We start from the raw sequence: 17973 nt of genomic DNA, 5'->3' as shown, positions 1-17973 counted from the left end.
GACCGGCAGGGCAGAAGGAACCACGGGGGGCGCTAAGGCCCGCTGAAGGCGGCGCGCGCTGCCTCCGCCGGGCCGTCCGCCCGCCGGGGCCGCCCGGGATCCCGCTCATTTTGCGCAAATCGGAAGGAGGACCCGCCCCGGCGCCGGGGCCGTGTTAGCGGATCCTTCACCGGGGTCGGGCAAGCCTCACAGGGCGCATCTCCCGAGGCGGCGTGGCAGCGGCAGGGCCGCGAACCACGGGGTCAGAACGACTCGACGCGCCGCAGTTGCTGCGGCGGAACCCAATGACGCCGAGCGTCCATTCGAAAGGTGACAGCAATGTCCAGCATTCTGACCAACAGCAGCGCCATGGTCGCGCTGCAGACCCTGCGCAGCATCAACAGCGGCCTCGCCAAGACGCAGGACGAGGTCTCGACCGGCAAGGCCGTGGGCTCGGCCAAGGACAATGCCGCGATCTGGTCGATCGCCAAGGTGATGGAGACCGACGCCTCGAGCTTCAAGGTCATCGGCGACCAGCTGGCCGTGGCCGAATCGACCCTCGCCGTGGGCGTGACCGGCGCCGAACAGGTGGTCAGCCTTCTCAAGGAGATGAAGGAGCTGGCCGCGGGCGCGGCCAACGACACGGCCGATTTCGCCAAGGTGCAGGCCGCCATCACCGCCAAGAGCGACCAGATCACCGCCGTCATCAACGGCTCGCAGCTCAACGGGATCGCCCTGCTGAAGACCGACATCAACGGGTCGGGCGGCACCGCCTACGACGTGCTGGCCTCGCTCGACCGCACCAGCGGCACGGTGGCCACCAGCGCCGTCTCGATCACCGTGGCCGGCCCCGACTTCGAGGCCAACGTCAATGCGGCCGGCGTCACCGCCGTGGCCGACAAGGCCTCCGCCCTGACGGCGGTGGGCGAGATCGAGGCGCTGATCGACACGGCGATCCAGGGCGCCGCGACCCTGGGCGCCGCCGCCTCGCGCGTGACCGACCAGAAGGGCTTCGTGAGCAAGCTCGTCGATTCGCTCAAGAACGGGATCGGCTCGATGGTCGATGCCGACATGGAGGCGGCCTCGGCCAAGCTGCAGGCGCTTCAGGTCCAGCAGCAGCTGGCCACCCAGTCGCTCTCGATCGCCAACCAGGCGCCGCAGAACATCCTGACGCTGTTCAAGTGAGCCCGCCGGGCCGGAGCCTCGCGCTCCGGTCCCCCCGGTAGAGCAAGACGCTCCCTGACACGGAAGGACAGAATGTGAATGCTTCCACGATGGCCCGGACCGCCTACAGCGCGGCGAGCCAGGGCTCGGCCCGCACGCCGCGCTCGACCGAATATGCGCTCCTGGCCAAGGTCACAGCCCTCCTGAAGGAGACCGACCGCCACGACGCCCTGGCCTTTCCCGCCCTCGCCCAGGCGATCGAGCAGAACCGCAAGCTCTGGCTGCGCTTCGCCCTCGACGTGGCGCACCCCGACAACGAGCTTCCGCGCGATCTGCGGGCGCGGATCTTCTATCTCTACGAGATCGTCCAGCAGCATTCCGCGCGGGTGCTGGCGCACCGGGCCGACACCGGCCTGCTCGTCGACATCAACAGGGCGGTGATGCGCGGTCTCGCCGGACAGGGAGGCGGATCATGAGCGGCCTCGTCCTCCGGCTCGGGCCGGGCGAACGGGTGATGATCAACGGCGCGGTGATCGAGAACGGCGACCGCCGCTCGCGGATCACGGTCATGACGCCCAATTCCGTCATCCTGCGCCAGCGCGACGCGATCCGCCCCGAAGAGGCCAACACGCCGGTCCGGCGGATCTGCTACATGGCCCAGCTCGTCCTGTCGGGGGATGCGGCCTTCGAGGACATGAAGCCGCAACTGCTGCGCGGGATCGAGCAGCTGAGCCAGGTCCTGACCGATCCCGACAGCCGCGCCCAGCTCGGCGTGGCGACCGAGGCGGTGCTGGCGGGGCATCACTACCAGATCCTGAAGGCCCTGCGCAGCCTGCTGCCGCGGGAGGCCCGGCTCTTCGCGGTGGCGGGCGACCGATGAGCTTCCAGCCGGTCCTGCCCCTGACAGGCTATGCCGGCTGGCGGTTCCTCGGCCGCACGATGGAGCGTCAGCGCGACAGCCACGACCAGAGCCAGCAGGTCCAGCGGGAGGTCGCCTATTTCGCCGAAAAGATCGGCACGGTCCGCACCCCTGAGGATCTCGTCTCCGACTATCGGCTGCTCAAGGTGGCGCTCGGTGCCTTCGGGCTGGGGGAAGCCATCAACGGCAAGGCGCTGATCCGCAAGGTCCTCGGCGAGGGGGCGGCCGACAAGGGGGCGCTCGCGAACCGGCTTTCGGACAAGCGCTGGCTGGCCCTCGCCAAGGCCTTCGACTTCGACGGGGCCACCGGGGCCGGGGCGGGGACGGCGGGCTTCGCCGACCGGATCGCCGAGCAATATCGCACGCAGAGCTTCGAGGCGGCGATCGGCGGGATCGATGCCAATCTGGGCCTCGCCCTCACCCTCGATCGCGAGATGGCGACGCTCGCCTCCGACGACATGAGCGAGGAGGCCAAATGGTTCAGCGTGCTGGGCTCGCGCTCGCTGCGGGCGGTGTTCGACGGCGCCTTCGGCCTGCCCAAGGAATTCGCGGCCCTCGACCTCGACCGTCAGGTCGAGATCTACCAGGACAGGACGGCGCGGATGTTCGGCAGCGGATCGGCCTCGCAATTCGCTGCGGAGGACAAGCGCGAGATGCTGATCAAGACCTTCCTGATCCGCGCCGATCTGGGCACCATGGGCCCGGCCCCTCCCGGCCGGATCGCCCTGACCCTGCTCGGCGGCTGATCCGCCGCCACCCGCGCGGCGGAGGCAGGGCCGCGGGATCCGGGGCAGGCCACGCTGCCAGCGGCCAGGCCCCCCGAGGATCGGCCGGTGCGAGGGGAGGAGTAAAGCCTGCCGAGTGGCCCTCGGTCCGGGACGCGCAACAGCGGCCACGGTGCAGCCGGCAGCCCCCGGGTGGTGCCGGTCGGGATAGTGACGCCTCGATGCGCCTGACAGACCCTTATCCGATGGACCCTTCCGGGGATCACGGAAGATCCTGCCGATCAGCGCGCCCACCTCGACATGTCGTCACCCTCCCATGGCGCCGACAGTCTTGCCAGGATCCAGGGGGCCACGATCGCTGCCGGGGAAATGGCAGGCGGCAGACTGACCGGAGGCTCCCACAGGCATCAGCGGTGGCGGTGTGGTCCTGCATACCGGTTGCGCCAGCGGGCAGCGGGTGTGGAAGCGGCAGCCGGGCGGCGGATTGGCCGGGCTGGGAAGATCGCCCTTGATCGCGGCAAAGCGCGTCTTGCCGCGATTGCGCGACGGCGATGCCCGCAGCAGCGCCGCCGTATAGGGATGCGAGGGCGCGTCAAAGATCTGATGCTTGCTGCCCATCTCGACCACCTGCCCGAGATACATCACCATCACCCTGTCAGAGATATGCCGGATCACACCGAGATCGTGGCTGATGAACAGATAGGTCAGCCCGAGGCTTTGCTTGAGATCCTGCAGCAGATTGAGGATCTGGGCCTGAATCGAGACATCCAGCGCCGAAGCCGCCTCGTCGCAGACGATGAAGCGCGGGTTCAGCGCAAGGGCGCGGGCGATGCAGATCCGCTGGCGTTGCCCGCCCGAGAACTCATGGGCGAAGCGCGCCGCATGATAAGGAGCAAGCCCGACCAGCCCCAGCAGCTCATCGAGCCGGGCCTGCCGGGAGGCCGGTGTGCCGACGCCATGGATGACCAGCGGCTCGACAATCAGCTCGCCCACCGTCATGCGCGGATTCAACGCTCCGAACGGGTCCTGAAAGATGATCTGCATGTTGCGGCGCATGGCGCGCATCCGGGCGGCGTCCAGCCCGCCCAGATCGGTACCGTCGAACTCGACCTTCCCCGACGTGGCCTCGAGCAGCCGCAGCACCATGCGGCCGAGCGTGGTCTTGCCGCAGCCGCTTTCACCCACGACACCGAGCGTTTCCCCGGCCCGCACTTCGAACGAGACCCTGTCGACCGCCCGCACGACCCGGGGCGCCCCGCCGAGCCAGCCGCCTCCCGAGGAGAATTCCTTGTGCAGATCCTGCACACGCAGCAGCGGGGGAAGAGGGTCTTGCATTACGGGGCTCCTGCAGGAGTGATCTCGTCCAGCCGCAGGCAGGCGGCGCGATGGTCGGGACCGCATGCCAGCAGCGCTGGTTGGGCAAGGCGGCAGCCGGCGGCGGCATGGGCACAGCGCGGCTCGAAACGGCAGCCCGGCGGTGGATCGAAAGCCGGCGGCACCGTCCCGGGGATCGCATAGAGCCGGTCGGTGTCCACCTCGCTGGAGGGGATGGAGGCCAGCAGCCCGCGGGTATAGGGATGGCGCGGCGCATCGAAGACCGCACCGGCCGGCGCCTCTTCGATCACCCGGCCGGAATACATGATCATCACCCGGTCGGCGAAGGACGAGACGACTCCGAGGTCATGGGTGATCATCACCGTACCCATCCGGTACTCTTCCTGCAGATCCTGCAACAACTCGAGGATCTGGGCTTGAATGGTGACATCGAGCGCGGTGGTCGGCTCGTCGGCGATCAGGACCCGCGGCTGGCAGGCCAGCGCCACGGCGATCATCGCGCGCTGCCGCATGCCGCCCGACATCTGATGCGGATAGTCATCGACACGCTGCGCCGCCGCCGGAATGCCGACCCGCCCCAGAGCGTCGATGGCACGGGCGCGCGCCACGCGGCGGCCAACCCCTTCATGGCGGATCACCGTCTCGATGATCTGCTCGCCCACCGTCAGCACCGGATTGAGCGCCGTCATCGGCTCCTGGAAGATCATCGCGATGGCACTGCCGCGCAGCTGCTCGTAACGCCGCTCGGAGGCCTGCAGGAGATCCTCGCCCAAGAGGCGCAACCGGCTGGCGGTGATCTCGGCCTCCTTCGGCAGCAGGCGCATGATGGCCAGGGACGAGACGCTCTTGCCGCTGCCCGATTCCCCGACCAGGCCTACGACCTCACCTTCACGGAGGGTCATCGACACCTTGTCGATGATCGGCACGCCGCCGATCCTTACGGAGAGATCCGCCACTTCCAGCAGCGGGGCCGGACCGGCAACGGGCGAGGCAAGGGAAGGGGGATGCTGGGTCATGGTGTAATCGTATACGATTATACAATTCTCGCAAGGGAATTTTCGGCTCAGAGCTGCGGCGTGCGATAGATCAGCTGTCCGCCGATGCGGATCTCGGTCTCGACCAGGTAGGGGCGCAGCGCAGACGCGGCGACCTGCAGTCCCAGCCCCGGTGCTTCCGGAGCCCGGATCAACCCCTCGGCATCGGGCCGGATGTGATCGCCGGTGATATCGAGTGCCAGTTGCTGCGGAGCCGCGGGATATTCGCAGATGCGGTCGGCCTCGAGCCCGGCAAAGGGCTGCAACGAGGCGGAGAGCGCCAGATGCGAGGTGAAGGTATGGTTGACATAGGTGATGCCGCGCGCCTGCGCCGCATCGGCCACGCGTTTCGCCGGACCGAGCCCGCCAATGCGGCCGCAGTCGATCTGGATGAAGCCGATACGGCCGTAATCCATCAGATGCTGCGCCATATGGTAGTTGTGCGCCGCCTCGCCGCCGGCGATGCGGACACGGGCACCGCGCCCGGCCAGAGCGGCATGGGCGGCCAGCGCGCCCGCATCGAACGGCTCTTCGAGCCAGAGCACCCCGGCTGCATCGAGCGTCGGCAGGCGCGCAGCGGCAGCCTCGACATCCTCTCCGAAGATCTGGCCGACATCGACCATCAGGTCCCCGTCCTGGCCCAGCCCTTCGCGCGCGGCCATGATCTGATCGGCATCGGCCGCCACGGTGCCGCGCCCGATCGGACCCCAGCCGAACTTGACGGCCCCAAAGCCATCGCGCCGCGCGGCGCGGGCCCGCTCGAGCGTCTCCTGCGGCGTGTCGCCGAACAGCAGCGAGGCGTAGGGTCTCTTGCCATGGCTGGCGCTGTAGCCCAGCAGGGCCCATGCCGGGGCCGAGAGCCTGCGGCCCAGCAGATCCCACAGCGCCATCTCGATCCCCGACAGCATATGCGGCGCCTGCAGCAGATCCATCGAGTTATAGCCGACCATCGCCGAGATCCGGGCGATGTCGTCCGGCCCGTCCAGTCGGTGACCCAGCACCGAATCCGAGATCGGACGGCAGACACCATGCGACTTCGGACAGAAGAAGGCGGCGATCGAGGGCAGCGGCGCCGCTTCGCACTCGCCCCAGCCGATATGTCCGCCGGCCGCCACCCGGACCAGCAGCGCATCCTGGCTGCCATCGGCGGCATCGGTCACCTCGGGCATCGACAGATAGAAAAGGTCGACGGCATCGATCTTCATGTCAGCTCCGGTCTGCGCGCAGATAGGCTGCCGCGCGCGGGGTGAAATCGGTCAGGGGATCGAGCGGGAACATCGGCCGGGCACAGATCCGATGTCCGAGGCTGGCCAGATCCGCCGAGGTCGATCCCGGCGCATCGATGTTGAAATTGCGGGTGACCCAGGCATCGTACATATGGTGTTCGGTATGGGGCGACTTGACCACGATCAGGTCGAACTCGGCCGGATCCAGCCCGTTGGCGTAGTAGACCGCCCGGTCGAACAGCATGGCGGGCAGGCTCATCGCGACGACGGTGACGGTGCCGAATTCGAGCACGGCGCAGCGCCCGGCGTTCAGCGGTGTCTTCATGGTCTCGAGCCGGGTCCTGCCGTCCGACAGGAGCCGCACCCGCGCGGTGACCTCCAGCGGCGTAAAACGCGCAGGATCCATCCGCCCGCCGAGCGTGACCGAGATCTCGGCCCCCACCCCGGCCCTGTGGGCGGCCTCGGCGGCCTGCGGATCGACGATCTGCGCCAGCACCCGGCCCGGATAGTTCGCAGCCAGCAGCCCGCGCAGGATGGCATTCGAATCGCCGCTCGCCCCCGAGGAGGTCGCGTCGGCCGCATCGGTGAACACCACCGGGCCGGTCGCTGTCCGCGCTTCGGCAATGGCTTCGGAAAGACCGATCAGACGGCCCTGCATGCGATCGCGCAGGGCCCAGAAGGCCGCGGCCAGCCGCTCGGCCTCGGCCCGGCCCCGCAGAGGGTCGTCCGTGGTGAGGACGACCTGAGAGCAGAGTTCCGGCGCATCGGTGAAGGGATTGCCGATCATCAGGCCGGCCGCCAGCACCACGCCATCGGCTTCGAGACGCTGGCATTCGCGGATCAAGTCGCCGTAGCACCCGGTCGCGGTGATGAGTTCGTCGCCGCGCACCAGCGCCGGGATCACCGCCCGGACGATGCTGGCGGGGCGGCGGGCGGCCAGCCTGTCCAGCAGAAGCCCCGCCGCCCGCGCGCCGGTATCGGCGAAATCGACATGCGGATAGGTGTGATAGACGGCGATGCCATCCACCTGCGCAATCATCCGCTCGGTCAGAATGCCGTGCAGATCGAGCGAGATGATGATCGGCCGATCCGGTCCGGCAAGCGCGCGGATCTGCGCGAGCAGCCAGCCCTCCGGATCGGCTTCACCCACGGCCCCCATGGCCCCGTGCAAGCTGACATAGATGGCGTCCGCGCCGCCCACCCCCGCCCGCACCCGGTCGAGGATCTGCGCCGACAGCCGCGCCCAGCCCTCGGCCGACAGGATGCCGGCACTGTCGGCGCGGGCGGCAATGGTCGGGATCAGCGTGACGCCGGGCGTGGCCTCGAACACCGAGAGCGCGCCGCCGATGGCGGTGTTGCGGCCGCGATGCTGGAAGAGATCGTCCCCCTCCTCGATATGGAACAGCTCGTAGCCGGACTGCACCGGATTGAAGGAGGAAATCTCCTGCATGCATTCGACGATCAGGATGGCGGGCATGGCGGCGCTCCGGTGCTTCAGTGTTGGGGCCAGGTGTCGTTGTAGTCTTCCATCACCACCGCGACGGCATCGCCGCGGGTGACACGGCCGGGGCCGGCTCCGAACCAGACGATCCCGTCGCGCCGGTAGAAAAGTTCGAGCGGGGCGGTATCGACATCCTCGACGAAGTGGATCCAGCCGGCGGTCTCGCCCGTCCGGACCTCTTCGCCCACGTAATGCGTCGGCTCGAAGAGGCCTGTGCGCGGGGCCGTGACATAGGCATCCGCCTCGCGCACCATCATGTGCCGAGTGCCGGCCGCGCCCCCGCGCTGCGCCGTCTCGGGCATGCCCTCAATGACGCCCATGTGCTTCAGAACGTTGAGGATACCGCGCTTGCCAATCCGCACGCCCTCGATGTTCACCCGGCCCCATCCGCCCAGTTCGGTGCCCAGCGAGATGATACCGCGCCCTTCGACGCAGGAGGTGAAGGTCGAGCCCTCGTCCACACCGCCGAAAACGACATTGTGGGGCGCACCGAAGGCTTCGGCGGCAGCCAGGGTCCGGGCCCGCATCGCCGGATCCGCAAGGTAGTGCATGTTGGTCGAGGGGGTCGAGTCGTAGGAATGCCCCGCGGTATGCATGTCGACCGAGATATCGGCCATCGGAAGGATCACCGAGTCCAGGAAATGCGCCAGCATCTGGCTGAACGTGCCCCGGGGATCGCCCGGGAAGCAGCGGTTGATGTCCCGGCCGTCGACGGGCGAAAGGCGGGTGTCCGACTGGATCGCCGGCATGTTCACCGCCGGCAACATGATGACGCGGCCCTGCACCTCTTCGGGACGCAGGCGGCGGGCAAGGTCGGAAATCGCGATCTGACCTTCATATTCATCGCCATGCACGCCGCCTGTCAGCAGCACCGTCGGACCGCTGCCGTTCTTCACCACGGTGATCGGGATCTCGACCGTGCCCCAGCCGGAATTGTTGCGAGACAGCGGCGCGCGGGCGTAGCCGGCCTGCCGCCCGTCCCTTTCGAAGTCGATTTCGCAGGCAATCCGGCTCTGCGCCTCAGAGTTGGCCATCGGTCCCTCCCAAACTCTCTTGTTTCGCAAGATTGTATACGATAATACGGTTGTCAAGGCAGCCGCCGCCCTCGATCCAGATTTCCGCGCAAGAGGTTTCCGCAGATGACATCCACCGCCTTCCCCCCGCGCAGCCTTGCGCCGGCCCGCATCACCGCCGTGCGCGTCGCCCCCCTGCTGGGCGACAGTCCGCAGGGCGGGTGGAGCCATGAGATCAAGGCGGACGACAGCGTGCATGCGCTGATCGCACTGCACACGGATGCCGGCATCTCGGGCTATGGCAGCGTCTTCACCAATGGCGCGCTGGTGCAGGCGGCGGCGGATGTTCTGACACCGCTGCTGCTGGGCGAGAATGCGCTGGAACCCGACCGCATCGCCGAGAAGCTGCACCAGAACACCTTCTGGATGGGGCGCGGTGGCTCGATCACCCATACGATCAGCGGCATCGATATCGCCATGTGGGACATCCTCGGCCAAGCCACCGGCTTGTCGGTGGGGCGGCTTCTGGGCGGGCGGCACCGCGACCGGGTGCAACCCTATTGCTCGCTGCTGATGGATATGCCCGAGCGGATGGAAGCGGTGATCGCCCCGCATCGCGCGGCGGGGTTCCGCGCCTTCAAGATCGGCTGGGGGCCGTTCGGCCGGCGCGGCGATGCCGGGCTCGACCGCGCCATCATCGACGCCGCCCGCACCGCGGTCGGGGCGGATGCCCAGCTTCTCGTCGATGCCGGGGCCTCGGATGCCTATTGGCCCAACGGTCTGAAATGGGCGATGAACACCGCCGTCATGCTGGCCGACTACGATGTCGGCTGGTTCGAGGAAGCGCTGCCGCCCGATGCGATCGAGGATTTCATCGCCTTGCGTCGTGCCAGCCCGGTGCCGATCGCCGGCGGCGAGGTGCTGACGCGGCGCCAGAGCTTTGCCCCCTGGCTGGTGCGCGGAGCCTTCGACATCGTGCAGCCCGATGTGACGAAGGTCGGCGGCATCAGCGAGCAGCGTCGCATCGCCTGGATGGCGCGCGATTTCGGCATCCGCTACGTGGGCCACGGCTGGAACACCGCCTTCGGTCTGGCGGCCGATCTGCAGCTGGCCGCCGCCATGCCCGACTGCACGCTGGTCGAATATATCGGCGGCTCGGCCTATGTCGACCGGCTGACCACACGCCCCTTCGCCCTCGATGCCGAGGGCATGCTGGCGATCCCCGATCTGCCCGGCCTCGGCGTCAGCCCCGATCCGGCCCTGCTGGCGCGCTATACGCCCGACCCGGACGCATTCTTCAGCGCCTGAACAGGCAAAGGGAGGACGACGATGAACCAGATCGATCTGGCCGGCCGCGTGGCCGTGGTGACGGGCGGCGCGCAGGGGATCGGGCGCGCCGTGGCCGAGCGGCTGATCGCCTCGGGGGCGCGGGTCTGCCTGTGGGACCGCGACGCCGCACGGGCCGCGGCGACGGCGGCCGAACTGGGCGGGAACAGCTTCTTTCAGGTGGTGGATCAGGTGGATTTCACGGCGGTCAAGGCCGCCGCCGACGCCACCGAGGCCACGGGCGGCCGGATCGACATCCTGATCGCCAACGCGGGCATCGCCGGCAGCAATGCGCCGGTCGCCGACTACCCGGTCGAGGAATGGCACCGCATCATCGATATCAACCTGAACGGGGTCTTCCATTGCTGCAAGGCGGTGGTGCCCGGCATGAAGGCCCGCGGATACGGGCGCATCGTCACTGTCGCCTCGATCGCCGGCAAGGAAGGCAATCCCAATGCGGCCGCCTATTCGGCCTCGAAGGCCGGGGTCATCGCCCTGACCAAATCGCTGGGCAAGGAGGTCGCGGGCCAGGATATCGCCGTCAATTGCGTGACCCCGGCCGCCGCCCGCACGCAGATCTTCGACCAGATGGCGCAGAGCCACATCGACTACATGCTGTCGCGCATCCCGCGCGGCCGCTTTCTGGACCTGGACGAGGCCGCCGCGATGATCGCCTGGCTGGCCAGTGCCGAGAACAGCTTTACCACCGGTGCAGTCTTCGACCTCTCCGGCGGCCGGGCCACCTATTGAGCGGGCGAGTGACGCCGAAGCCGGTCCGGCGGTTCCGGCCGGTCCGGCGATCCTCATGAAGGCGGCCGGCGCCATCTGCGGCCCGGAGGATACGGGGCCGATCCTGCGACGGGCGCAGGACCGGCCGGGAAGTCGGGCCGGGCGGCGTCATCGGCCAGGGCGGCAAGGACCGCGAAAAAGCCGATGCCACGGCGCCTGGCGCCGGCAATTGCGTCACGCGCGATGTCTCGGAACGGCTGACGGCGGAACGGCCCGGAGACATGCTCTCGGGGCCGTCTGTCCTTGCAGAAGGGCCGCCGTCGGTCAGATCGTCCAGCCGCCATCGATCGCGATGGCCTGCCCTGTCGTATAGCCCGAACAGGCCAGCCAGAGCGCGAGATCGGCGATCTCTTCCGGCGTGCCCAGCCGACCCATCGGCTGGCGGGCAACGAAGGCCGCACGGGCGGCCTCCGCATCGCCTGTGGCGCCGAGCCTCTCGCGCAGGCTGGGGCTCTCGACGGTTCCGGGGCAGATCGCATTGCAGCGGATGCCTCTCGAAACGAAATCCGCTGCAACCGATTTGGTCAATCCGATCACCGCCGCCTTGCTGGTGCCATAGACGCAGCGGTCGGGCGCCCCCTTGAGGCTGCTGACCACCGAGGCGATGTTGACGATACTGCCCGAGCCCGCCGCCAGCATTCCGGGCAGCACCGCCCGGATGGTGCGGATCGTGCCCCTGAGGTTGATGTCCAGCGCCAGATCCAGCTCGGCCTCGGTCTGATCGAGTATCGTGCCGCCATGCACGACGCCGGCGCAGTTCACGAGCACATCGCCCGGGCCAAGCCCCGCGACCAGGGCCTCCACCGCCGCCCCGTCGCGCACATCGAGCGCATGGCACTCGGCCGCCAGCCCATCCAGAAGCCGCGCATCGAGGTCGCTGGCCAGTACCCGCGCGCCGGCGGCCAGGAAACGCTCGGCGCAGGCGCGGCCGATGCCCTGCCCGGCCGCCGTGATGAGAACGGTCTTGTCCTGCATGTCTCCCGTCCTCATGAGCGGCGGGCGCGCATCCGCGGGTCCAGCACATCGCGCAACCCGTCGCCCATCAGGTTCAGTCCCAGCACCGCCAGGGCGATCACCAGACCGGGGAAGAAGGCGATCCAGCCGGCTTCCTGCAGATAGGTGCGTCCGTCGGAGATGATATTGCCCAGCGAGGGGGCGGGCGGCGGCGGTCCCACTCCGAGGAAGCTGAGGATCGCCTCGGCCAGGATCGACACCGCAAAGACAAAGGTCAGCTGCACGATCAGCGGAGAGAGCGCGTTGGCCAGGATATAGCGCAGCACGATGCGCATATGCCCGGCTCCGACGGCGACAGCCGCCTCGACATAGGGCAATTCGCGGATCACAAGCACGCTGGCCCGCATGATGCGGGCGGTGCGCGGCGTGAAGGTGATGGTCAGCGCAATCACCGCATTCATCAGGGAGGGACCGAGGGCGGCCGCCAGCGCGATGGCCAGCAGCACACCGGGAAAGGCCATCAGCCCGTCCATTACCCGCATCAGCCCATTGTCGAGCCAGCGGACATAGCCGGCCAGCAGCCCCAGCACGATCCCCATTATGCCGGTGGCCAGCACCACCGCCAGTCCGATCCCCAGCGAGATCCGCGTGCCATGGATCACCCGGCTCAGGATATCGCGGCCGAAGACGTCGGTGCCGAACCAGTGCTGCGCCGAGGGCGGCATCAGCAGGGCACGGTAATTGTTCTTGTTCGGATCGTAGGGCGCGATCAGATCGGCCAGCAGCGCCATCAGCACGATCAGGGCAAAGAAGGCGAAGCCGATCTGGAACGAGCGGTGGCGGAACAGCCGGCGCAGCAGCGCCCCGGCGGCGGCCAGCCGGGCCGAGCGAGGGGCGGCCGGGCCGCCGGCGGTCGGATTGAGAGAACTATCGGTCATTGCGCACCCGCGGGTCGAACCAGCCATAGGCCAGATCCACCAGAATATTGACGAAGACGAAGAGCGAAGCGGTGATGAGCAGCCCGCCCTGAATGATCGGGAAATCGCGGCGCTGGATTGCGCCGATGATCAGGCGGCCCACCCCCGGGAGGGAGAAGACGGACTCGATCACCACCGCGCCACCGAGCAGCACCCCGGTCATCACGCCGATCACGGTGATGACCGGCACAAGCGCATTGCGCAGCGCATGTTTGAAGACCACCGTATGGCGCCGCATGCCCTTGGCACGGGCGGTGCGGATATAGTCCTGCCCCATCACCTCAAGCATCGAGGAGCGCGTCATCCGGGCGATCACCCCCATCTGGGTGAAGGCCAGCGCCAGGGCCGGCAGCGCCATCGAGCGCGCCCAGCCAAGCGCATCCTCGGAGAAAGGCACATAGCCGCCGGTCGGGAACCAGGCGAGCCCCACCGAAAAGACCGAAATCATGATCAGCCCGAGCCAGAAATCCGGCACCGAAAGGCCGATCAGCGCCACCGACATCGTGCCCTGATCGACCCAGCTGTCATGCCGGATCGCCGCCAGCACCCCCAGCAGCACGCCGAGCACCACCGCCAGCACCAGCGCCAGCCCGGCCAGCGACAGCGTGACGGGCAGCCGTTCCAGCACCGCATCGGTGACCGACATGTTCAGCAGATAGGAATGCCCCAGATCGCCCTGCAGCAGGTTGCCGTACCAGCGCAGCGCCTGCTGATACAGCGGCTGGTTCAATCCCAGCTGGTCGCGGAGCACAGCGCGCTGCTCGGCGGTGGCCTCGGCCCCTGCAAGCTCGGCCGTCACATCGCCCGGCACGATGGCGATGAGGGCAAAGGTTACCAGCGACACCACGAAAAGCACCGGAACCGCGCTGACCATCCGTCGGATCAGAAACCTCAGCACTGTCATTCTCCTGTCCTGACGGGCGGTGGGTCGCCCGCGCCATTGGCTGTGCCCGGGCGCGGATCAGCCGCGCCCGGGCCCGGTCACTCAGTCGGCGAACCAGACGTTGTAGACTCGCGGGAAGCGGAAGGGACGGAAGCCTTCGAGCTTGGCGCTCGATGCCTGCATCAGCCCGGTCTCCCCCAGTTTTATGACCGGGGCAAAGCTGTCCAGGCGCTGCTGGATGCGGGCGAAGACCGCCTTGCGCGCCGCCAGATCAGCCGTCTCGACCAGTTCGGCATAGAGCGCGTCCAGTTCCGGGTCGGCCTTGCGGAAATGGGTCGCCGGTCCGGTGAAGGTCGAGATCAGCGCCTCCGGCCCCAGATAGGGCTCGATCCCCATGGTCAGCGTCCAGGCCGACCAGCCGGTGTCCTGCAGGCGGATCTGCAACGCCGTCGGCCAGTCGACCTGATTGATGACCACATTCACGCCGATGGCCCGCAGCTGTTCGGCGATCACGACCGCCGCCTTGTTGCGCTCGGGCCCCTGGGTATCGGTCAGGATGGTGAAGGGCTGGCCGGAATAGCCCGCCTCGGCCAGCAGCGCCCTGGCGCGGTCGAGATCGGCGATGTTGTAGCGGTCCTTGCCGATCTCGCCCGCATCATAGGTCGTCCCCTCATACATCCAGCCATGGTAGAGGTTGAACAGCCCTTCGGTGGCAATCGCCATGATCTCCTCGGAGTTCAGCGCGATCTGCACCGCCTCGCGGAATTTGGGATTGTCGGCCGGAGCTTCATTGAGGTTGAAAATGAAGACGAGGAAGGCCCAGGGGGTGTTCTCATAGACCTTCATCTCGCTGTTGCCGGCCAGACGCCGCGCGGTCGGCACCGGGATCTGCTCCAGCAGCTGGACCTCGCCGGCCTCGAGCGCGGCCACCGCAGCCCCGGGTTCCGGGATGACGCGGAAGGTGACGCTGTCGAGATAGGCGGTCTTCTTGCCGCCGAAGCCGTCGATGTCGGCATGGGTCTCATCCGCGGCATAATCGGCGAACCGCTCCAGCCGGACGTGGCTGTCGGGGACATATTCGACGAATTTATAGGGGCCGGTGCCGATCACCTCGATCTCGTTCGCGGGCTTCGCGGCCTCTTCGGCGGGAATGATGACGGCCGGGGCGCGGGGCGAGGCGAAGGCTTCGAGGAAACCGGGGAAGGGCTTCTCCATGGTCAGCGTGACCTCGAGCGGCCCGCTGGCCTCGATGCTCGTCACTCCCGCCAGCATCGAGGCGGTCCCGCCGATCGCCTTGTAGCGCTCCAGCGAGGCACGGACATCCTCGGCCCCCATCTCCTTGCCGTTGTGGAACTTGACCCCGGCGCGCAGCGGGAACCTGTAGGTGAGCCCGTCCTCCGAGATCTCGACCCCGGTGGCAAGGATCGGGATCGGCACGATGGAATCCGAGAAGCCGTACAGGGTCTCGTAGATGTTCATCGTGATGTTGCGCGACATCTGCGAGGTGGTGACCATCGCATCCAGGCTGGGCGGATTGGAGGCCTGGGCCACGATCAGATCGCCGCCCATGCTCTGGGCATCCGTGGCGCTGGCGCTCAAACCGATGAACAGCGCCGCACCCGTGGCCATAAGCATGCGCCAGAGGCTGATTTTTGGCATTCCGCGTTCCTCTCTGTTATGGGCGGACTTGTCTGTGCTGAACTGCCGGCCTCTGTCCGGGATGGACGGCATGGGGAAACTCAGCTATCGTATAATCGTATACGATGCTATCATTCAGTCAAGAAGTTCGAGTCAAGAGATGCGCGCGAAAGACACACGACCCGGAACTGATGCCCTTTCCCGGCTTGCGCCGCTGGAGGCCCGCACTCTGGTGGATCAGGTGGTGGATGCGATCGTCGAGGCCACCGCCACCGGTGCCTTCCTGCCCGGTGACAGGGTCGTCGAGGCAGAGGTGGCCCGCGCGCTGAATGTCAGCCGCGTCCCGGTGCGCGAGGCGCTGCGCATCCTCGAGAGCCAGGGCATCGTGGTGAACGAGCGCTATCGCGGCATGCGGCTCATGGATGTCTCGGCCGACCGGCTGGAGAAGATCCTCAAGGTGCGCAACGCGTTGGAAACGCTTGCAGCCCATGAGATACTCGATCTCAAGCCGGAGCAGCCCGACATCCTGATGCCGCTGGAGGCCCGGGTGCGCGAGTTGCACGCAGCGGTGGCGGCGGGCGATTCCTTCGGGGTCGCGCGGCTGGATACCGAATTCCACCGCACCCTGTGCCAGATCTCGGGCAACGGTGTGCTGCTGCAAAGCTGGGAGCCGTTGTCGCGGCAGCTGACCATCATCTTCGGCCTTTCGACGCTGCAGAAGCCCATCGAATCCATCGCGCGGGAACATGACGACGTGCTGGATGCGCTACGCGCAGGCGACCGGGCCGCCGTGACCGAGATGATTCGGGTCCATATCCTCGATTACAGCCGCGAGCTGGATTATGAGGGACTTGTCAGTGCCCACAGGTTCGGCCGCAAGGCAAAGGAATGATCGCGGCGTCGACGCGGGACCTCTCTGGTTCAGCCCCGGCATCCGATGGGCCGGGTCCCCTCGAGAGGAACATCGACCTCGAGCATCAGTCTGCACCGAGCACGAGCCGAAGCCCCAGATCCCGGCAGACCTGAAGGACGATGCCGATCTGCGCCGTCTCCTTGCCAGCCTCGATCGCCATCAGCGTCGGACGGGATATCCCGGACTGCAGGGCGACATCCTCCTGCCGGAGCCCCAGGGTCTTCCGTCGCTTCTGCAAGGCGCGACCGAGGGAGGCCGGGTCGGTCACCACGACAGCCATGTCGCTCACCCCGGCCGTGCCGGGGGCCGGGAAGCGGGTCGTCAGCGCGATGCGGATAGGGATTTCAGCGGGATGGCGGCCCGGTCATCCACCGCGTCAACGCCCTCGGCCCGGCCGGGATCGTCCGTGGGGCGTGACGTCGAAGGGGGAAGGGGCGATCCTGCCTCAAGCCGCTGTTGTGCAACAACGCCGGTCCGGGCGGGCGCGGAGCGGCTGCACCGGGGCCGTGCCATAAAGGCCACGCCGCGGGGCTATTCGCGGGATTTGCCGGGCGCTCTTGTCTTGCCGTCCCCGGGGGCCTACCTTCGCCGCATGTTGACGCTCCTTCATATGGCCAAAGTCCGGGCCTTCTGCGGTTCGCCGCTCACGCATGCTCTGCCCCGGGCAGAGGCGGTCAACCGCTGACGCCTCTTCCCGGGGCGCGTCGTCTTTCCTGATCCGGATCTGCCAGGCGGACATCCTCCGCAAGGAGCCCTCATGCTTCCCCTTCCGAAATCCCGGCGCCTCAGGGCGCGGGGCGTGTCCTGCATGGGTCCGGCGCTGCGCCGGGCCGGGATGCCCGGGCCACGCTGATCGGCTGAGGCGAGCGGCCTGAAGGCCTGCCCGACGGGCGGGCCTTTCGGGCGCAGGCCGGCTGTCCGGGGTCTCCCCGGCCGCCCGGCCTTGGCCGGAGAGCCGCCGGATCCCCTTTTTTCCAGTCCTTTACGGAGGTTCCCATGTGCCCCACTTCGCGCCGTTCCCGGCCTGCCATCGACATGACCCTGATCGAGCGCCTGGACACGCTGGCCGGCGCCGCCATCGCGCGGCTGCCCGATGTGGCCTACCCGCTGATCACCAAGCTGACATCCGCCCGGCTGCTGGCCCCCGCCCGCCTGCCGTCCGACGTCGTCACCATCGGCAGCGAGGTGCTCTATCACGACGATCAGGGCGCGCGTGACCGGCGCGTGACCCTGTCCTGGCCCGAGGATGCCGACATCAGCCGCCGATCCGTGTCGATCCTGACCCCGGTGGGCGTGGCCCTGCTGGGCCTGTCGGCGGGCGACCGGTTCCAGTGGCAGACGCGGGCCGGAGAGCGGCGCAGCCTCACCGTGCTGCAGGTCGGGTCGGAGCCCCGGCCCGCGGCGGCCCCGGCCGCGCCGCGGCCCGGGCTGTCCTGACAGCCGGGACGGGAGCCTGCCATGTCGCATCGGAAGATCCCCCGCTATTGTGCCGGATGCGGCGCGGCCATTCCCCGGGCCGCCGCCGGACGCTGTCCCTTCTGCCGGGTCGAGTTCGCCCCGGCCGGAGGCGGCGCCCGGCCCCCCTCGCCGGGGGGGC

The 17973-nt window shown here is 68.1% G+C and carries 18 protein-coding genes; 8 read left to right on the top strand and 10 right to left on the bottom strand.

All coding sequences use genetic code 11. The annotated features are described in order from the left end of the window. Window positions 1-318: 318 nt before the first annotated feature. The 4 genes from A9O63_RS00665 to A9O63_RS00650 all read left to right on the top strand — a co-directional run bounded on the left by A9O63_RS00665 (window position 319) and on the right by A9O63_RS00650 (window position 2808). Window positions 319-1164, top strand: a complete 846-nt coding sequence (locus A9O63_RS00665) for a flagellin N-terminal helical domain-containing protein (RefSeq protein WP_009565008.1) — start codon at window positions 319-321, stop codon at window positions 1162-1164. 74 nt (window positions 1165-1238) lie between these two features. Next, window positions 1239-1619 (top strand): flagellar biosynthesis regulator FlaF, encoded by a 381-nt coding sequence (flaF, locus tag A9O63_RS00660; protein ID WP_009565007.1) that lies wholly within the window; start codon window positions 1239-1241, stop codon window positions 1617-1619. After that, window positions 1616-2023: a flagellar biosynthesis repressor FlbT gene (flbT, locus tag A9O63_RS00655; RefSeq protein ID WP_069330187.1), complete on the top strand. Its 408-nt coding sequence runs from the start codon at window positions 1616-1618 to the stop codon at window positions 2021-2023. The genes flaF and flbT overlap by 4 nt, the downstream gene beginning before the upstream one ends. Continuing rightward, window positions 2020-2808 (top strand): DUF1217 domain-containing protein, encoded by a 789-nt coding sequence (locus A9O63_RS00650; RefSeq protein ID WP_069330186.1) that lies wholly within the window; start codon window positions 2020-2022, stop codon window positions 2806-2808. The genes flbT and A9O63_RS00650 overlap by 4 nt, the downstream gene beginning before the upstream one ends. A 285-nt stretch (window positions 2809-3093) precedes the next feature. Here A9O63_RS00650 and A9O63_RS00645 read toward each other — a convergent pair whose 3' ends face one another. From A9O63_RS00645 to A9O63_RS00625, 5 genes are read right to left on the bottom strand one after another with little or no spacing between them, the layout of a single operon-like run. Further along, complete coding sequence (locus A9O63_RS00645) at window positions 3094-4122, bottom strand: ABC transporter ATP-binding protein (protein ID WP_069330185.1); 1029 nt, start codon at window positions 4120-4122, stop codon at window positions 3094-3096. Beyond that, window positions 4122-5138: an ABC transporter ATP-binding protein gene (locus A9O63_RS00640; protein ID WP_069330184.1), complete on the bottom strand. Its 1017-nt coding sequence runs from the start codon at window positions 5136-5138 to the stop codon at window positions 4122-4124. Before A9O63_RS00640 ends, A9O63_RS00645 begins: the two co-directional genes overlap by 1 nt. 47 nt (window positions 5139-5185) lie before the next feature. Then, complete coding sequence (locus A9O63_RS00635; RefSeq protein ID WP_069330183.1) at window positions 5186-6361, bottom strand: mandelate racemase/muconate lactonizing enzyme family protein; 1176 nt, start codon at window positions 6359-6361, stop codon at window positions 5186-5188. A 1-nt stretch (window position 6362) separates the two neighbouring features. Beyond that, the gene (locus A9O63_RS00630) at window positions 6363-7859 is read right to left on the bottom strand and encodes a M81 family metallopeptidase (RefSeq protein WP_069330182.1); all 1497 of its coding nucleotides are present in this window, start codon (window positions 7857-7859) and stop codon (window positions 6363-6365) included. A 17-nt stretch (window positions 7860-7876) separates the two neighbouring features. After that, window positions 7877-8917, bottom strand: a complete 1041-nt coding sequence (locus A9O63_RS00625; RefSeq protein WP_069330181.1) for a succinylglutamate desuccinylase/aspartoacylase family protein — start codon at window positions 8915-8917, stop codon at window positions 7877-7879. Between the two features lie 105 nt (window positions 8918-9022). Here A9O63_RS00625 and A9O63_RS00620 point away from each other — a divergent pair, with 105 nt between their 5' ends. Continuing rightward, a complete protein-coding gene (locus A9O63_RS00620) occupies window positions 9023-10204 on the top strand; it encodes a mandelate racemase/muconate lactonizing enzyme family protein (RefSeq protein ID WP_069330180.1) in 1182 nt (393 codons plus the stop codon). Between the two features lie 21 nt (window positions 10205-10225). After that, the gene (locus A9O63_RS00615; protein WP_069330179.1) at window positions 10226-10972 is read left to right on the top strand and encodes an SDR family NAD(P)-dependent oxidoreductase; all 747 of its coding nucleotides are present in this window, start codon (window positions 10226-10228) and stop codon (window positions 10970-10972) included. A gap of 303 nt (window positions 10973-11275) precedes the next feature. Here A9O63_RS00615 and A9O63_RS00610 read toward each other — a convergent pair whose 3' ends face one another. The 4 genes from A9O63_RS00610 to A9O63_RS00595 form a co-directional block, all read right to left on the bottom strand. Further along, entirely contained in the window at window positions 11276-11986 is a 711-nt protein-coding gene (locus tag A9O63_RS00610) for an SDR family oxidoreductase (protein WP_084295490.1), read from the bottom strand. 11 nt (window positions 11987-11997) lie between these two features. Continuing rightward, window positions 11998-12903: an ABC transporter permease gene (locus tag A9O63_RS00605; RefSeq protein WP_069330177.1), complete on the bottom strand. Its 906-nt coding sequence runs from the start codon at window positions 12901-12903 to the stop codon at window positions 11998-12000. Continuing rightward, window positions 12893-13846: an ABC transporter permease gene (locus tag A9O63_RS00600; protein ID WP_084295488.1), complete on the bottom strand. Its 954-nt coding sequence runs from the start codon at window positions 13844-13846 to the stop codon at window positions 12893-12895. Before A9O63_RS00600 ends, A9O63_RS00605 begins: the two co-directional genes overlap by 11 nt. A gap of 81 nt (window positions 13847-13927) precedes the next feature. Next, window positions 13928-15484: an ABC transporter substrate-binding protein gene (locus tag A9O63_RS00595; protein WP_069330176.1), complete on the bottom strand. Its 1557-nt coding sequence runs from the start codon at window positions 15482-15484 to the stop codon at window positions 13928-13930. Between the two features lie 211 nt (window positions 15485-15695). Here A9O63_RS00595 and A9O63_RS00590 point away from each other — a divergent pair, with 211 nt between their 5' ends. Next, window positions 15696-16355: a GntR family transcriptional regulator gene (locus A9O63_RS00590; RefSeq protein WP_167354592.1), complete on the top strand. Its 660-nt coding sequence runs from the start codon at window positions 15696-15698 to the stop codon at window positions 16353-16355. Between the two features lie 85 nt (window positions 16356-16440). Here A9O63_RS00590 and A9O63_RS00585 read toward each other — a convergent pair whose 3' ends face one another. Beyond that, window positions 16441-16656 (bottom strand): helix-turn-helix domain-containing protein, encoded by a 216-nt coding sequence (locus tag A9O63_RS00585; protein ID WP_069330174.1) that lies wholly within the window; start codon window positions 16654-16656, stop codon window positions 16441-16443. Window positions 16657-17372: 716 nt separating this feature from the next. Here A9O63_RS00585 and rnk point away from each other — a divergent pair. Beyond that, entirely contained in the window at window positions 17373-17813 is a 441-nt protein-coding gene (gene rnk / locus A9O63_RS00580; RefSeq protein WP_069330173.1) for a nucleoside diphosphate kinase regulator, read from the top strand. Window positions 17814-17973: the final 160 nt, after the last annotated feature.

The organism is Cereibacter johrii, assembly GCF_001720585.1.
GTDB classification, from domain to species: Bacteria; Pseudomonadota; Alphaproteobacteria; order Rhodobacterales; family Rhodobacteraceae; genus Cereibacter_A; species Cereibacter_A johrii.
Note: the sequence above shows the minus strand (reverse complement) of the source record. Positions and strands in the feature narration are given on the sequence as shown.

What these genes read in the sequence shown, in the direction of transcription:
- A9O63_RS00665 (WP_009565008.1), top strand. Translation starts at nt 319, where the DNA reads ATGTCCAGCATTCTGACCAACAGCAGCGCCATGGTCGCGCTGCAGACC.
- flbT (WP_069330187.1), top strand. Translation starts at nt 1,616, where the DNA reads ATGAGCGGCCTCGTCCTCCGGCTCGGGCCGGGCGAACGGGTGATGATC.
- A9O63_RS00650 (WP_069330186.1), top strand. Translation starts at nt 2,020, where the DNA reads ATGAGCTTCCAGCCGGTCCTGCCCCTGACAGGCTATGCCGGCTGGCGG.
- A9O63_RS00645 (WP_069330185.1), bottom strand. Translation starts at nt 4,122, where the DNA reads ATGCAAGACCCTCTTCCCCCGCTGCTGCGTGTGCAGGATCTGCACAAG.
- A9O63_RS00640 (WP_069330184.1), bottom strand. Translation starts at nt 5,138, where the DNA reads ATGACCCAGCATCCCCCTTCCCTTGCCTCGCCCGTTGCCGGTCCGGCC.
- A9O63_RS00635 (WP_069330183.1), bottom strand. Translation starts at nt 6,361, where the DNA reads ATGAAGATCGATGCCGTCGACCTTTTCTATCTGTCGATGCCCGAGGTG.
- A9O63_RS00630 (WP_069330182.1), bottom strand. Translation starts at nt 7,859, where the DNA reads ATGCCCGCCATCCTGATCGTCGAATGCATGCAGGAGATTTCCTCCTTC.
- A9O63_RS00625 (WP_069330181.1), bottom strand. Translation starts at nt 8,917, where the DNA reads ATGGCCAACTCTGAGGCGCAGAGCCGGATTGCCTGCGAAATCGACTTC.
- A9O63_RS00620 (WP_069330180.1), top strand. Translation starts at nt 9,023, where the DNA reads ATGACATCCACCGCCTTCCCCCCGCGCAGCCTTGCGCCGGCCCGCATC.
- A9O63_RS00615 (WP_069330179.1), top strand. Translation starts at nt 10,226, where the DNA reads ATGAACCAGATCGATCTGGCCGGCCGCGTGGCCGTGGTGACGGGCGGC.
- A9O63_RS00610 (WP_084295490.1), bottom strand. Translation starts at nt 11,986, where the DNA reads ATGCAGGACAAGACCGTTCTCATCACGGCGGCCGGGCAGGGCATCGGC.
- A9O63_RS00605 (WP_069330177.1), bottom strand. Translation starts at nt 12,903, where the DNA reads ATGACCGATAGTTCTCTCAATCCGACCGCCGGCGGCCCGGCCGCCCCT.
- A9O63_RS00600 (WP_084295488.1), bottom strand. Translation starts at nt 13,846, where the DNA reads ATGACAGTGCTGAGGTTTCTGATCCGACGGATGGTCAGCGCGGTTCCG.
- A9O63_RS00595 (WP_069330176.1), bottom strand. Translation starts at nt 15,484, where the DNA reads ATGCCAAAAATCAGCCTCTGGCGCATGCTTATGGCCACGGGTGCGGCG.
- A9O63_RS00585 (WP_069330174.1), bottom strand. Translation starts at nt 16,656, where the DNA reads ATGGCTGTCGTGGTGACCGACCCGGCCTCCCTCGGTCGCGCCTTGCAG.
- rnk (WP_069330173.1), top strand. Translation starts at nt 17,373, where the DNA reads ATGTGCCCCACTTCGCGCCGTTCCCGGCCTGCCATCGACATGACCCTG.